The 15,439-nt window shown below is 37.9% G+C and carries 13 protein-coding genes; 9 read left to right on the top strand and 4 right to left on the bottom strand.

Going from position 1 to position 15,439, the window contains the following annotated elements:
• Nucleotides 1-3: 3 nt before the first annotated feature.
• The 3 genes from AC1DNH_RS04785 to AC1DNH_RS04775 form a co-directional block, all read right to left on the bottom strand.
• Nucleotides 4-396 carry a response regulator transcription factor gene (locus AC1DNH_RS04785; RefSeq protein WP_477582641.1) on the bottom strand — a complete coding sequence of 131 codons (393 nt, stop codon included), beginning with the start codon at nucleotides 394-396 and terminating at the stop codon, nucleotides 4-6.
• Between the two features lie 16 nt (nucleotides 397-412).
• The gene (locus AC1DNH_RS04780; RefSeq protein WP_477582639.1) at nucleotides 413-730 is read right to left on the bottom strand and encodes a hypothetical protein; all 318 of its coding nucleotides are present in this window, start codon (nucleotides 728-730) and stop codon (nucleotides 413-415) included.
• Nucleotides 731-1,279: 549 nt separating this feature from the next.
• Nucleotides 1,280-2,866: a 7TM diverse intracellular signaling domain-containing protein gene (locus tag AC1DNH_RS04775; protein ID WP_477582637.1), complete on the bottom strand. Its 1,587-nt coding sequence runs from the start codon at nucleotides 2,864-2,866 to the stop codon at nucleotides 1,280-1,282.
• 154 nt (nucleotides 2,867-3,020) lie between these two features.
• Between AC1DNH_RS04775 and AC1DNH_RS04770 the strand changes: the two genes are divergently transcribed.
• The 8 genes from AC1DNH_RS04770 (at nucleotide 3,021) to AC1DNH_RS04735 (ending at nucleotide 13,459) form a co-directional block, all read left to right on the top strand.
• A complete protein-coding gene (locus tag AC1DNH_RS04770) occupies nucleotides 3,021-4,637 on the top strand; it encodes a Na+/H+ antiporter (protein ID WP_230141746.1) in 1,617 nt (538 codons plus the stop codon).
• Between the two features lie 243 nt (nucleotides 4,638-4,880).
• The gene (locus AC1DNH_RS04765) at nucleotides 4,881-6,164 is read left to right on the top strand and encodes an ATP-binding protein (protein ID WP_477625219.1); all 1,284 of its coding nucleotides are present in this window, start codon (nucleotides 4,881-4,883) and stop codon (nucleotides 6,162-6,164) included.
• Between the two features lie 53 nt (nucleotides 6,165-6,217).
• The gene (locus AC1DNH_RS04760) at nucleotides 6,218-6,991 is read left to right on the top strand and encodes a GDSL-type esterase/lipase family protein (RefSeq protein ID WP_477625218.1); all 774 of its coding nucleotides are present in this window, start codon (nucleotides 6,218-6,220) and stop codon (nucleotides 6,989-6,991) included.
• 214 nt (nucleotides 6,992-7,205) lie between these two features.
• Nucleotides 7,206-7,946: a 5-oxoprolinase subunit PxpB gene (pxpB, locus tag AC1DNH_RS04755; RefSeq protein WP_477580008.1), complete on the top strand. Its 741-nt coding sequence runs from the start codon at nucleotides 7,206-7,208 to the stop codon at nucleotides 7,944-7,946.
• 2 nt (nucleotides 7,947-7,948) lie between these two features.
• Nucleotides 7,949-8,947 carry a 5-oxoprolinase subunit C family protein gene (locus tag AC1DNH_RS04750; RefSeq protein WP_477580006.1) on the top strand — a complete coding sequence of 333 codons (999 nt, stop codon included), beginning with the start codon at nucleotides 7,949-7,951 and terminating at the stop codon, nucleotides 8,945-8,947.
• Complete coding sequence (locus tag AC1DNH_RS04745; protein ID WP_477625217.1) at nucleotides 8,944-9,705, top strand: 5-oxoprolinase subunit PxpA; 762 nt, start codon at nucleotides 8,944-8,946, stop codon at nucleotides 9,703-9,705. The genes AC1DNH_RS04750 and AC1DNH_RS04745 overlap by 4 nt, the downstream gene beginning before the upstream one ends.
• Entirely contained in the window at nucleotides 9,702-10,886 is a 1,185-nt protein-coding gene (locus tag AC1DNH_RS04740; RefSeq protein WP_477610076.1) for an NRAMP family divalent metal transporter, read from the top strand. The genes AC1DNH_RS04745 and AC1DNH_RS04740 overlap by 4 nt, the downstream gene beginning before the upstream one ends.
• A gap of 11 nt (nucleotides 10,887-10,897) precedes the next feature.
• Nucleotides 10,898-13,459, top strand: a complete 2,562-nt coding sequence (locus tag AC1DNH_RS04735; protein ID WP_477580000.1) for a M1 family aminopeptidase — start codon at nucleotides 10,898-10,900, stop codon at nucleotides 13,457-13,459.
• 265 nt (nucleotides 13,460-13,724) lie between these two features.
• Here AC1DNH_RS04735 and AC1DNH_RS04730 read toward each other — a convergent pair whose 3' ends face one another.
• Nucleotides 13,725-13,859: a hypothetical protein gene (locus AC1DNH_RS04730; RefSeq protein WP_262711985.1), complete on the bottom strand. Its 135-nt coding sequence runs from the start codon at nucleotides 13,857-13,859 to the stop codon at nucleotides 13,725-13,727.
• 197 nt (nucleotides 13,860-14,056) lie between these two features.
• On the opposite strand from AC1DNH_RS04730, the gene AC1DNH_RS04725 reads away from it, so the two are divergent.
• Nucleotides 14,057-15,439: a mercuric reductase gene (locus AC1DNH_RS04725; protein WP_477625216.1), complete on the top strand. Its 1,383-nt coding sequence runs from the start codon at nucleotides 14,057-14,059 to the stop codon at nucleotides 15,437-15,439.

Raw genomic sequence — 15,439 nt, 5'->3', positions numbered from 1 at the left:
AAATCAATAATCTTGTTGGGCTTTTTTTGATAAAAGCATGCGAACCCTTTGAATAATGACCTCCATTTCGAAGGGTTTTTCTATGTAATCGTCCCAATGGGTTTTATAATAAGCGCTATTATGGATGCCATTTCGCGATGACATGAGTAGGATAGGAATGGACCCATGTGCCGATAACTTTAATTCTGTGCATATGGCCCGCCCGTCGGTCATGCCCAACAAAATATCGATTAAAATAATATCAGGTTGGAAGGCAGCAACCTTGGTGTGTAAATCAATCGCGTCGGAAAGATCCATCGTAATGTATCCTTCAAATTCGAAGATCATCTTTATAGCATCAAGTGTTGCGGGGTGATCTTCAATAATTAATATTTTTGGTTGGGATAAAGAGAACATTTCTTCGTGTTATTAATTAAGGAAAGCTAAGATTGCCAGTACCTCGCTTTTTAAGCAATAACTCAAATATTTTCGAGTCTGTTCTGGTGAGGCTATCAAGAGAATTACGCAGGCTCTGGTTTACCAGGCTTAAATTGGTAAACATCGCTCTTAGGCTATCGTTTTCATCTCGCAGCTCCAAAAGCTCATTGGCAATACCCCCAAAATCTCTAATCCAGCTTTCAAAACAGTTTTTATCAATTTCTAATGCATTATAAATTTCTTCAGGATCTCGGCCGTTGTAAAATTCTTGGATGCTTTCAATAATTTTGGTAGGAGTGTTATTCGGTTTCATGGTTGGTTTTCCAGATGCTGTTTGCGCAGAAGGCTAAACCGTCCCCTGTTTAGATCTCCTGCGGTACAGCAATGTTTTAAAATTTTTCGTTTAAGGATAGGGACAAAGAAATAGAGCATTTAAAGATTATCAAAATTTTTGTCTACGCAGTAATACGCACCAATTTTAAATGTTTGTATTTCAGGTAGTAAAATAAAATGTAATTGGTATTCGGTTCATTATATATAGTTTTTGATGAATTAGCGTTTTAAATAAACCATGCCGCCAGGCGTGTAACAAATCATCCCGGAAAAGACCGTTTCTGTCGACATGGTTCAAAATATGAGTACAATCCAGACAAAATGCATTAAGCCTGTTTGTAAAAAAAACGGTATCGCACCGCTTGCACTCTATCAGCTATATGCAAAGAGGGTGCGGCAGGTGGATCTTAGCGGTACGCATTTCTACGCACAGGTATTCAAGTTGTTGTAGTAAAGCACGTTAAGTGGTTCTTGCTAATTTATTGTTGAAATAAAGACAAAGAAAAAGTAACCTATTTTCGTATATTATTTAGGACGATTTAGTGAGATCTAACATCCAAGCGTGCATATTAGTTTCGCCATCTATCCCCAGTTTTTTACGAATTCTATATTTGCGGCTTTCTACAGCACATACACTAAGTTTGCAGGTTCGGGCAATTTCTTTAGTATCAAAATTTAACATGATGTAAGCACAAAGTGTTAACTCAGCAGGTAGTAGTTGTGGTGAAATCTGAAGTAATCTTTCGATAAAGGTAGATTCAGCCTCACTAAACCGTTTCATAAATGAAGGGTCTCTGGCGTGTGCAAGTTCGATAAGTGCTTTTAAAGAAAAATGTTCAACAGGTTTTTCTGTTTTTGCATCGAGCTGTTTACGGTAACCTTCCACCTGTTCTTGAAGCAGAATACGTTGCCTCCGAAAATGTGCGTTATGCCGCGTTAATAACCTTAATCGTTGGCCATAAAGACCGAGGCTGATGAGCACTCCTTCAATTATCCCAGCTAAAGTGAGTAAATTATAACTGTAAGATTGAAAGGGTATTAACTCCGATAAACAAAAAACAAGGTAAATAGAAATCAAGGCCACGGGGATCCATCCCAGGACGTAACACCAGATAAGAGGATTTTTTTTGGCATAACCGCGGATGATAATCACTTTAATGCTACTGAACAGAAAAAGTAATGAGGTTAATAAAAATAAAACATGTGTAAGTACATTGGTGATGCTTCTTGCATCCCATAAAGAGCAGATTAGGATTAAACCCCATCCAAACATTAACACCTTGAAGAATTTATTGAGTTGCGGAAGTTGGCGTTTAAGTTTTAAAAAATAACTGTTAAACAGAATCGTAGCAATGTAACCAGCTGCAATAAAAAAATGGGCATGCACTAAAATAAACCTGGCTATCGAAGGGCCTAGCAATAAGCCATAGCCTTGAAGATAACAGACCATTACAATGAAATAAAGCAAAATAATCCGCGCTATATAAAGCGCAAAGAGTTTACTCCGCGTAACAACGTACATAAAAACATGAAAAATGAGAATCATCAATGCAATGCCCATATAAATAGGTTGCACGCTATGTGCTTTAAATAAAGCATGGTTTAATACCGATTCGGTAACAAGCTTAACCGGTACAAGTAAAGTATTCATTGCCCGCATTCTTACATACACTTCGCCAATTGGAGTTTTTACCTGCTTTAAGGGAAATACATAGCCGGTACCCAGAATGTTATCATTTTGTTTCAGGTTGAACATGCCAGCGCTTACCTGGTTTATCATCCCTCGTTCATCCCGATAAAATACGGTAATAGAATCGATGTTTGCATAATCGATAAATAGATAGGGAGTGGTTTGGTTGTTATTTTTAAAACGGAGCTTCATCCACCATACTTTACCGCTGGTGCCACCGTTAAAAATTGCCGACTTGCCTTTTGAAAAACATTCTGGCTTAAATTGCGCTACCTTTTCAAAAGATGTTGTTTCGAGCGTGTCCTGCCAAAAGTATCCTGCTTTGCCAATGTTAACAAAAGTTTGTTTCTCCACCCGGATCACCGGTTGAGCTACGCAAAGACTGCTTTTTATCAAAAAAGCAATAAGAATAAAAATGGTCTTCATGAATTAAACCAATGTAAAAAAGCTGGGATGACTTATTACAGAGGAGAAATTATAGCTTTATAATAGAAATTCCAAATTTTATCTGAAAAAGAACATCATGTTAATGGTTTGGCATTCGCTTCAAATTTGTATTTTAGACCAAGCTCAAAATTATATGCACCAGCTGATTATACAATACGCTTTCTTGCTTGCAATTATTCTGTTTGTGGTAATGCTCGCACAAAAAATCCGTGTGGCATATCCTATTTTATTGGTAATTGCAGGTTTAGCCTTAAGTTTTTTACCAGTACTTCGTAATATTGAGATTGAACCAGAACTCATTTTTGTAATCTTTTTACCTCCATTGTTGTATGAAGCTGCTTGGAATACTTCATGGAAAGATTTCTGGAAGTGGCGTAGGGTAATCAGCAGTTTTGCTTTTCCAATTGTTATTCTTACCTCTAGTATTGTTGCGCTGATTTCCCAAAGCCTTATTCCGGGTTTTACATGGGCCCTGGGTTTTTTGTTGGGGGGTATTATTTCTCCGCCAGATGCGGTATCAGCATCAGCAATACTTAAAAATGTTAAAGTGCCTAAAAGGCTCACCACAATATTGGAAGGCGAAAGTTTACTAAACGATGCATCCAGTTTAGTGGTGTTCCGCTTTGCTTTAGCCGCAGTAATGACCGGAAGTTTCGTGTTTAGTAAAGCTGCTGGTAATTTTGTAATTGTTATTGTAATGGGAATTTTGGTCGGAATTGCAGTAGCCTTAGTTTTTTATGCTTTGCACAGATGGTTGCCAACCACTACAAATATTGATATTATCCTTACTTTTTTAACGCCATATGTAATGTACATAACCGCAGAGGAGTTTGGGTTTTCTGGTGTGTTGGCTGTAGTAAGTGGTGGTTTGTTTCTTTCGGCCCGCAGAGACCAGATTCTTACTCACCGTAGCAGGTTACAGGGTATAAATGTTTGGGAAGCGGTAGCTTTTGTGCTGAATGGCTTTGTTTTCTTGTTAATTGGTTTAGAGTTTCCGGTAATTATTCGTGGTTTGGGCAACGATGGGCTTTTACCAGCCATCCGTTACAGTGCCATTATTTGCGCGGTTTTAATTGTTACGAGGTTAGCAAGTACCTATGGTGCTTTATACTTTACGCGTTTCATTAGTCGTTATATTACCACTGCCGATCCCAATCCAAGCATGAAGGCACCCTTACTTTTTGGCTGGGCAGGAATGAGAGGAGTGGTTTCTTTGGCTGCAGCGCTTTCTATTCCGGTCGCATTAAAATCAGGTGAAGCTTTTCCTCAGCGTAACTTAATCTTGTTTATCACTTTTAGTGTAATATTGGTCACTTTAGTTTTGCAAGGTTTAACCTTGCCCGCATTGATAAAATGGGTGGATATGCCCGATCCGGATTATACTGTTCCTTTCGAGCAACAAAAACAAATGGTGAGAAAGAAATTATCAATGTTATCGCTTAAAATCCTGGATGAAAAGTATCATGATGCCTTATTGCATAACGATATGATCAGATCGATAAAAATTCGCATTGAGGCAGAAATGGAATTATTGAGAGATTGGGAAAAAGAAGAAAACATTTCAAGGTCTGACGGCTTTTATCACGACTATCGCATAGCACTTGAAGATATTATGGCTGAACAGCGCATTTTATTGAAAGGATTAAATAAAAAAGAGCAGATTAATGATGAGCTGATTAGAGAACAACTAGAGCTGCTTGATCTGGAAGAAGAAAAACTTCGCAGGCATTTTAGTCATCGGGATATATAAATCTCTTTAATACACTAAAACCGGTTAGTGTTGTGTTAATAGTAAAATGGCGGTTCTATTTTCCCGCTGATTTCGGTGATAATCGCTGAACATATAAATCAGCGTATTCCGCGTAATCAGCGGGAGTATAAAATGACAATTCATACTTAACTTAGCACTAGTTTATTTTGTGTGTAAAACTTGCCATATCAACAAAGCAATGATTAAAATATAATCATATATTTGCTAATTAATTTAGTAAGCATGTCGGTAAAGGTTAATATTACTTCAAAGGGAATACAAAAGGTTCTTAGAAATTATAATGAAAGGCAAGCCATTGCGGAGTACATTTGGAATGGTTTTGATGCCAATGCGAACATCATACGGGTAGATTATATAGCCAATTCGCTTGGCCTTTTAGAGCAGTTAACTATTGCTGATAATGGTTATGGAATTAATTTTGATCGCTTACAACAAAAATTCGATCCTTTCTTCGAATCTGAAAAATCCATTCAGATTGTAGCGCCAAAGCATACTTCAAAAATGCATGGCCGTAATGGAGTAGGGAGGCTTACTTTTTTTACTTTTGCGCATGATGCCGTTTGGCACACCACTTACCAATCAGAACAAGGGTTTCGTTATGGCGAAATACACATTAGTACTGGTGGTCTAAACAGCTATAGTCACGATTTTACCACCGCTCCAGGCAGTTCTGGTGAAACTGGAACAACTGTTTCATTTACTAATCTGAGGATCAGTCAGCAAGATGTAGAAGAAACGGTACTTCCTTTCCTGATAAACGAATTCTGTTGGTTTATTGAATTGAACAGGCATAAAAACTATTCGGTCATTGTAAATGGCAAAACATTGGATTTTAGTAGCAATGTTAAAACTTTAGAAGAGTTTAATCTTTTTTACCCCGATACAGCCGTTACTTTTAAGATTAAATACGTTCATTGGAAAGAAAACCTGCATAAAGAACTGTCTAAATACTATTTTTTGACCGGTGGCGAAGAAATTTATAAAGATTACACCACCCTAAATAAAAAGAGCGACGATTATTTCCATAGTGTTTATATCGATAGTGATTTTTTTCGTGATTTCGATTTTAAGAGTTTCGAAAATGAAGGACAGGTGGCCATATTTGGAGCCGCTAAGTCTTCCGCAGAGTATCGGTTTCTAATTAAAGCGTTAACAGAATATCTTAAAAGTAAACGTAAACCATTTTTAAAAGAATATGCCATTCGCCTGGTTGAAACTTACGAACAGGATGAAATATTTCCGGTTTATGCTACCGAAAGAGAAAAAGAATTAAGGAAACCAGCGCTGGTTAATTTAATTAAGGGATTATATGAAGTAGAACCTAAATTGTTTAGTAGTTTAAATACCGATCAGAAGAAAACTTTTGTGCGATTGATGGATCTTTTAATGCGCTCCAACCTGCGTGATGAGATTTTTGAAATGTTCAATGGTATGATCGAATTGGAGGCCGAAGAGCGGGATGAACTATTGCAGTTGATAAAAGGCCTTGAACCGATGAAAAATTAGATTTATATTAATAAGTAAAATTAGTAATTTGTTGCCGATAAAAACAGCTTTAGATGAAAAGATACCTATTATTGATCAGTATTTTACTAATTAACATCCCATTATTGTCTGCACAGCATAAGAAGAGAAATCTTAATATTGTTTTTATCGGCAATAGTATCACGCAAGGCGTTCAGATCGCCGATGCTGCTGATGCCCCACCTGCTGTAGCCGTAGCTTACCTGCTTAAGCAAAAAGGAATAAACGAAGTTAAATTCAGTAATCAGGGCCATAGCGGTTATACCACTTTTGATTTTTTACCCAGTGCAAGCCGTACTTTTAACAAAGTTGAAGAAGCAGCCAGTGCATTTACCAATAAAGAGGCATTATTGATTTTTTCGTTAAAGCTCGGTACCAACGATAGCGCTATAAAAGGACCGCATGGAGCTCCGGTTTCGCCTGATCGATATATTGAAAATGTAAAAACCATTGTAGATAAGTTATTGGCCGATTTTCCTAAGGCCATTGTGGTGTTGCAGCATCCTATCTGGTATAGTCCCAATACCTATAATAGCTCAAAATATATGGAAGAGGGCTTGTTGAGATTACAGGCTTATATTCCAAAAATTGATAGCCTTGTGGCAAATTATGGTTTAACTAATCCAAAGCATGTTTTTGTAGGGGATAAAAAAGCATTCAATTATTTTAAAAAACACCACCTTACCGAGTTGATTCCTGAGAAAGGGCAGGCTGGTACTTTTTACCTGCATCCAAATAAATTAGGCGCCGCATCTTTAGGCGAATTTTGGGGCAAAGCGATTGAAAGGATAGTGAAAAGGAATTTTTAAGGCCTTGCCTGGCTATTGATTTTAATAGATTACTAAGAATCAAGTACCCGTATAGCCATTTAAAAATACTTCTTTATTGTTTTTTGCGCACAGTTAGCTACGATTATTCACAAAACTTGTGATTTTGATATTATATAGTCATTTTTATAGCAGCAGTTTAGTTGTTTGGTCCGTTTTATGAAGAACACTTATTATTAAATCTTACTGTTTTTGTATGACTGAGCAGGTAGGGTATTTTGGAGCAAACATTCCCATAAAAATTTACGGGTTGAGTGAAAAATCGGTTACTATAGGATTCGGAACAGCAATCGATCACGATTTGCTGGCCCTGATCACCGATTTTAATCAATTGTTGTTGCAAAACCCTTTTTCTGGTTTAATAACCACAGTTCCGGCTTATACTACATTAACTGTTTTTTTTGATCCCTTAAGTGTGATGTTATCAGATCTTCCGGGTCAGGTTTGTTTCGAAAAGGTATCAGCACATTTAAATAAAATTGCTCAAACAAAAAGAGAAAAATCAAGCAAAATACCTGATAAATTGATTATTCCTGTATGTTATGGTGGCGATTTCGGACAGGATCTTTCAACGGTAGCCCGCACAAACAGGCTTAGCGAAACTGAGGTAATTGATATACATACTGCCGGGCAATATACGGTTTTCATGATCGGCTTTGTGCCGGGTTTCGCCTATATGGGCGGAATGGATGCCAGATTATCAACCCCTAGAAAAGAGATTCCCAATGCTAAAATACCCACTGGATCTGTAGGGATTGCAGGCAATCAGACCGGTATTTATCCTATGGAGACACCTGGCGGATGGCAGATTATTGGAAGAACACCATTAAAGATGTTTGATGTAAACCGCTTACAGCCATCACTTTTAAAGGGAGGGGATATGGTTACTTTTAAAGCCATTGGTATAAAGGAGTTTAATGCTTATGCTGAAATATGAGTATGAAAATCAGCATCATTAAGCCAGGTTCATTAAGTACCATTCAGGATATGGGACGATACCGATATCTTTCGCAAGCTGTACCTATATCGGGCGCCATGGATGAGCTGGCCCACCGGTTAGCGAATAAAGCAGTTGGTAACGATGATAATAATGCTACCATTGAGTTTACCTATGCCGATGCTTCATTTAAAGCTGAAACACCTGTTCTAATTTCTTATTCTGGCGATGGTGCAACCTTAGTTTACAATAATGAATTAATGCCTGCAGAAAAGCCATTGTTTTTTCCGGCAGGTTCCGTTATAAAGCTGATCCATAATGCAATTGGGCTGCGTACCTATTTGGCTATTGCGGGTGGATGGAATGTGCCTGATCTAATGGAAAGTAAAAGTACCTATCTTACTGCTGCTTTTGGGGGCTTTAAGGGAAGGGCATTGCAAAAGGCAGATGTTTTGATCGGCGGTGCTTTACTTAGCGATGTATCAAATGGAATATTGAATCATTTGATTGAAAGATCGTTAACCTATCCAAATTGGCGCATTTCGCGCGAAAGCTTACTGCCAGAGAATAGACAAAGCATTAGAGTTGTACTTGCCAATGAAATCAGCTGGTTTGACGCAACATCCATTATTTCATTTTTAACCAATTCTTATACCATCGATAGAAGGAGTAATCGTATGGGGTATCATTTATCTGGAAAGCCATTGGTGAGGAAAGTTAAAAAGGAATTGCTCAGCACGGCAGTAACCCCTGGCGTTATCCAGGTAACTGGAAGTGGCGATTTGGTGATACTCATGGCCGACTGCCAAACAACAGGTGGTTACCCACATATCGCCCACGTTGCAGCGGTCGATTTACCTTTATGTGCCCAGTTAAAACCCGGCGATACTATTCATTTTTCTGAAATTTCGAGAGATGAAGCAGAAGCACTTTACCTTGAACGTGAACACGATTTATCGTTGATTACCATGGCAATAGGCCTTAAATATATTAAAACATGAAAATGATCGATCTTAATTGCGACATGGGAGAAGCATTTGGGAATTATACCATGCCCAATGATGAAAAACTGATGGATTATATTTCATCGGCAAATATTGCCTGTGGTTTCCATGCCGGCGATCCGGCTGTAATGCAGCAAACTGTAGCTTTAGCCTTAAAAAAAGGAGTGGCCATTGGTGCGCACCCTGGTTTGCCCGATCTGCAGGGCTTTGGTCGTAGAGAAATGAAGATTACCCCAAATGAGGCTTATCAGCTTACTTTATATCAAATGGGTGCATTAAGCGGTTTTGTCAAAGCTGCAGGTAGTAAATTGCATCATGTTAAAGCACATGGCGCATTGTATAATATGGCTGCAAAGGATACCGCTTTGGCAAAAGCCATTGTACAGGCCGTTTACGATTTCGACCCTGGTCTGATCTTATATGCTTTAGCAGGAAGTAAGATGATCGATGAAGCTGAAAAAAAGGGGATTGTAACCGCATCAGAAGTTTTTGCCGATCGCAGTTATCAGGATGATGGTTTACTTACCCCTCGGTCAGCAGACAATGCTTTAATTACGAATGAAGAAGATGCCATCAATCAGGTACTGGGATTTGCTTTAAACCAGGAAGTAAATAGTGTAAATGGAAATCGCATTGCGGTTAAGGCCGAAACGGTTTGTTTGCATGGCGATGGTGAACACGCTGTTGCTTTTGCTAAATTAATAGCCGAAAGGTTAAAAAAAGAAGGCATAGCTATTAAAGTCCCAACTATATGAAGCCAAAATACAATTGGAGTGTACTTTTAGGGGCAGCTTTTTTAATGGCTTCATCAGCCATTGGCCCTGGATTTTTAACACAAACCGCAGTTTTTACCCAGCAATTAGGCGCAAGTTTTGCGTTTGTGATATTACTGTCCATCATATTAGATGCCATTGCACAGTTAAACATCTGGCGGATTATTGCTGTTGCCGATAAACCTGCTCAAGATATAGCCAATAAGGTATTTCCAGGTTTGGGATACTTTATTTCTTTCCTGGTTTTTTTAGGTGGCTTGGCTTTTAATATTGGTAATATTGCCGGCGCTGGCTTAGGACTCAATGTATTATTCGGCATTAGTGTAGGACAGGGTGCTGTAATAAGCGCAATTATGGCAATAGGTATCTTTATTTACAAAGAAGCAGGCAAGGCAATGGATGTTTTTGCCAAAACCATGGGGCTGATTAAAATTGTACTTGCCTTAATTATCGCTTACACCAGTTCGCCACCATTGGCAGAAGCTGCATTAAGGGCAGTAAATCCTACGCAGTTTAGTTTTACGGCAGTATTAACCATAGTTGGTGGAACAGTGGGTGGTTATATCACCTTTTCGGGTGCTCACCGTTTATTGGATGCCAGGCAAACTGGGATCCATAATTTAGGTGCTGTAAATAAAGGGGCATTAAGTGCCATTGGATTGGCCTCTATTATGCGTTTGTTGTTGTTTATTGCAGCTTTAGGGGTGGTAAGCAAAGGTTTTACCTTAGATCCATCCAATCCAGCTGCTTCGGTTTTTAAATTGGCCAGCGGCGAAATCGGATATAAGATTTTTGGTGTGGTAATATGGGCTGCGGGAATTTCTTCAGTTGTGGGCTCCGCCTATACCTCCATTTCATTTATTAAGAGTTTTCATCCGTTGATATTAAAGTTTAATAGAGAGATTATCATTGCCTTTATATCTATCTCTTGTGTTATTTTTATCCTAATCGGTAAACCAGTTAAAATATTACTCACTGTAGGCGCTATTAATGGTTTTATTCTGCCAATTGCCCTGGGGATTATGCTTATTGCGGCCTATAGAACTAAAATTATCGCAAATTACAAACAACCGCTTTGGCTAACGCTAACGGGTTTAGCTGTGGTATTAACCATGGTTTGGATGAGTTACGGAACCATTTTACAGATGATTAACGGAGAATAAATCTTTATTAAATGACTACAATTACGAAATATCTTTGCCTTTTATTACTATTAAGCGCTAGTTGTTTTGCACAAGAGGTTACTAATCCCATAGCCGTTGAGCCTGGAGTTTCTCTTGCATTAGCAAGTTCCAGAAGTGCAGCCGTAAGTAATATTCAATATAAACTTCACTTTACCATTCCAACAGAACAAACAGCGCCAATTCAATCAACTGAAAATATTGATTTTAAGTTAAATAAGTTAATTCATCTGCAGATCGACTTTAAGCAGAATGCACAGCATATAAAACGAGTATCGGTTAATGGCAAAACGATACCGATTGATTTTAAAGCAGAACATATCTTAGTAAAACAAGAGTATTTAAAAATAGGTGCTAACCATATCGAGATCGGATTTATTGCGGGTAACGAATCATTAAACCGAAACAAAGACTTTTTGTATGCGCTCTTTGTTCCTGATCATGCCAGAACGGTATTCCCGTGCTTTGATCAACCCGATTTAAAAGCTAAATTTTTACTTTCGTTAACTGTTCCAACTGATTGGAAAATAATGGCTAACGCCGTTAAAAAAGATTCAGTTGTGCAAGGGAATTCTACTACCTATCATTTCAATAATTCGGATAAATTACCCACTTATTTATTTTCCTTCACTGCGGGTAAATATACCTTGATAAATAGGGAAATGAAAAATAATAAAATGGAATTTTTGCACCGCGAAACTGATTCAGCCAAAATTAAGCTCAGTGTGGATTCTGTTTTTGTAGCACATCGCGATGCCATCGATTTTTTGGAAGACTGGACAGCGATAAAATATCCTTTTCAAAAAGTGGGTTTTGTTAGTATTCCAGATTTCCAGTTTGGCGGTATGGAACATCCTGGGGAGGTACAATATAAAGCATCAGCATTGTTTTTAGATCAAGGTGCAACCAAGGATCAGTTCATTTCGCGTTCTAATCTGATTTCGCATGAAACCGCACACATGTGGTTTGGCGATCTGGTAACCATGAAATGGTTTAACGATGTTTGGATGAAAGAGGTTTTTGCCAATTTTATGGCCGATAAGGTAACTGAAAAGTTAATGGGTAAAAGTACTTTCGACCTTAAGTTTTTACAAGACCATTATCCGGCAGCTTACGGGGTAGATAGAACACTGGGCGCCAATCCCATTCGCCAGCAATTGGATAATTTACAAGAAGCAGGATCAATGTATGGAAATATAATTTACCATAAAGCACCAATTATGATGCGTCAATTGGAATTATTGATGGGAAAACAGAATTTTCAACAGGGTATAAGGGAGTATCTGAAAAAGTACAGTTATAGCAACGCTACATGGAATGATTTGATTGCCATTTTAAGTAAATATAGCAAAAGTGATCTCCATAGTTGGAACAAAGTTTGGGTAAATGAACCTGGTAGGCCGGTTTTTAGTTATGAAATTAAATACAAAGGAGATAAAATTAGCGATTTAAGCTTAAACCAAAGCAGTGAGATGGGGCAGCCACGGGTATGGCCGCAATCTTTTACGGTTAAGCTGGTTTACCCATCGGAGCATAAGATTTTGGTTGTAAATGCTAAAAATGCTAAAGCAGATTTAATTGAAGCAAAAGGTCTTCCAAAACCACAGTATATTTTATTTAATGCAAACGGTGCGGGATATGGCCTTTTTCCGATTGATAAAGAGATGATGGCAAATCTTTATGATCTTGCTGACCCGTTAGAACGGGCATCAGCCTATATCAATGCCTACGAAAATATGCTTTCGGGCAAAAGCACTAAGCCTAAAGAACTTTTGGCTGTGTTTTTACAAGGATTATCGGTTGAGAAAAACGAGATGAACCTTAGATTAATTACGGGATACCTAACCAATATTTACTGGACTTTTCTTACTGCTGAAGCACGGAATGCGATGTATGAAAGTATGGAGAAAACAATATGGAATGCAATGGAGCAACAGCAAACGCAAAATAATAAGAAGATTTTGTTCAATGCTTATCAGAATGTATATCTGAGTGCTGATGCTGGAAAACGCATGTATAATATCTGGCTCAAACAAACCGCACCAAATGGAATTAAATTGTTAGAAGATGATTATAGCGCGTTAGCTTTAACGCTAGCCCTTAAAACAGATACTGCAAATACGATCTTAAAAGATCAGTTGGCACGGACCAAAAATGAAGATCGTAAAAACCGGCTTATTTATTTAATGCCTGCCTTATCTTTAGATGTTAAGGAAAGAGATATTTTTTTTAACGGCTTAATAGACCGGAAAAACCGCCAGAAAGAAGCCTGGGTAACTACGGCTTTATCTTATTTACATCACCCCATTAGGCAAAAAACATCTATCCATTATCTGAAAGAAAGTTTAGATTTATTGGTAGAAATACAGAAAACAGGGGATATATTTTTTCCACAATCATGGTTGGCGGCTATATTTTCGAGTTATAACAATGAAAAAGCTAATGCAGTTGTGCAGGATTTCTTGAAATCACATCCTAACTACAACCCAAAATTAAAGGATAAAATTTTGCAGACTACAGATAATCTTCGCCGGGCAAAGATCATTGTACATTAACTTTAATGTAAATAAATTTGTTACATACAGGTTTAAGAAGAATTTATACTTTTGTCGCGAGAGCGTTAATTTAGATTGAAAGGGGTAAACATGAATTTGTTTGCCCTTTTCTTTTGCGATTAATCGTAATCGTCATGCTGAACTCGGTTCAGCATCTTTCTTGCTATAAAGACCCTGAAATGAATTACCTTCGGTGAGCTCGCTAATGCTCCGTTCAGGGTGATGAAGCTAAACCTCCTCAATTAAATTGACATAATCAATTACACTAATTAAAAGACTCTGTTTGACTGTTCAGATCGTCTAACAAACTGTTCAATAAAATATCTCTTTTATCTTCAATTGAAGAATCATCCTGGATAAAAACGGTAAGGTTCGTGTTTTCTGTTGTTTGAGTTTGCATATAAGGCTGCGGTTTATGTTTGTCAATTAAATGTCTACAATTATCTAACGTCGATTTTGGAATATAGTTTGTAACTTTTTTATTCGAACTTGTAATGTCTCAATTGAACATAGTATAAATCAATATTGACCAAACATTGGACTCGTATTTAGGTTATATCTTTCAGGACAAAACAAATTCTATTAATCTGGAAATCGATGAAACACTACGACGCAATAATCATAGGCGCAGGTCAGGCAGGAACGCCTTTGGCCAAAAGACTTGCCGAAGCAGGCAAAAAAACAGCGATTGTTGAAAAAAGATATGTTGGCGGTACATGTATTAATGATGGTTGTACACCAACAAAAGCAATGATCGCTTCTGCAAGGGCAGTGTATCAAGCCAGAAGAGCAACTGAACTGGGCATAGAAGTTGGAGCGATCAAAATTGATTTTAGAAAGATAAAGCAACGCAAGGACGATATCGTAAACCAGTTCAGGTCATCATCTGAAAAAGGCCTTAAAAATACCAAAGGACTTGAGCTTATATTTGGAACAGCAAGATTTAGTAGTGAAAAAGAACTGTCTATTGCACTCAACGATGGCGGTGAAGAAAAAGTAACTGCCGAATGGATTTTTATCAACACTGGTGCAAAAACTACCATACCGGATATTGAAGGATTAGATGAAATTAATTATCTTACATCGACAACAATTTTAGATCTTAAAACTGTTCCAGAACACCTGGTGGTTATTGGCGGAAATTACATCGGGCTTGAGTTTGGACAAATGTTTAATCGATTTGGCAGTAAAGTAACCGTTTTGGAAAAATCATCAGGCATATTAGCGAGAGAAGATCAGGATATCTCATTAGCACTTACTGAAATTTTAACCGACGAAAACATCGAACTGATCACTGATGTTAAAATCAAGAAAATAGCGCAGGATAAAAAACAGATTAGCATTACGCTGGAGTCTGGGAAAATAAAAAAAGAAATAACTACGAGCCATGTGTTGGTAGCCGCAGGCCGTACGCCTCAGACTGCAGATTTAGATCTTGGAAACTGTGGCGTAAAATTGGATGACAAAGGGCATATTCTTGTCAATGAAAAACTCGAAACCAATATTAAAGGGATTTATGCACTCGGTGATGTAAAAGGTGGCCCTTCATTTACACATATTGCTTATAACGATTATACCATTGTTTACCGGAACCTAATGGAGGGCACAAATTATGCTATTCACGATCGGCCGGTGCCATATTGCATGTTTACCGACCCTCAACTTGGGCGGATAGGTATTTCTGAAAAAGAAGCAAAAGAAAAGAAATTGAATTATAAAGTTGCCGTTCTACCGATGTCGAATGTTGCACGGGGTATTGAAACAAATGAAACTTTAGGGCTGATGAAAGCAATTGTAGATGCTGATAGTAAAAAGATACTGGGAGCTGCTATCCTGGCCTCAGAAGGCGGAGAAATCATGTCTGTTCTTCAAATGGCGATGGAAGGCGGGATTACTTACGATAGGATCAGATATTGTGTATTCGCACACCCTACATATTCCGAATCGTTAAATAATCTATTTATGAAAATCGATAACTAA

The organism is Pedobacter sp. 01N310, from assembly GCF_056399805.1.
Note: the sequence above shows the minus strand (reverse complement) of the source record. Positions and strands in the feature narration are given on the sequence as shown.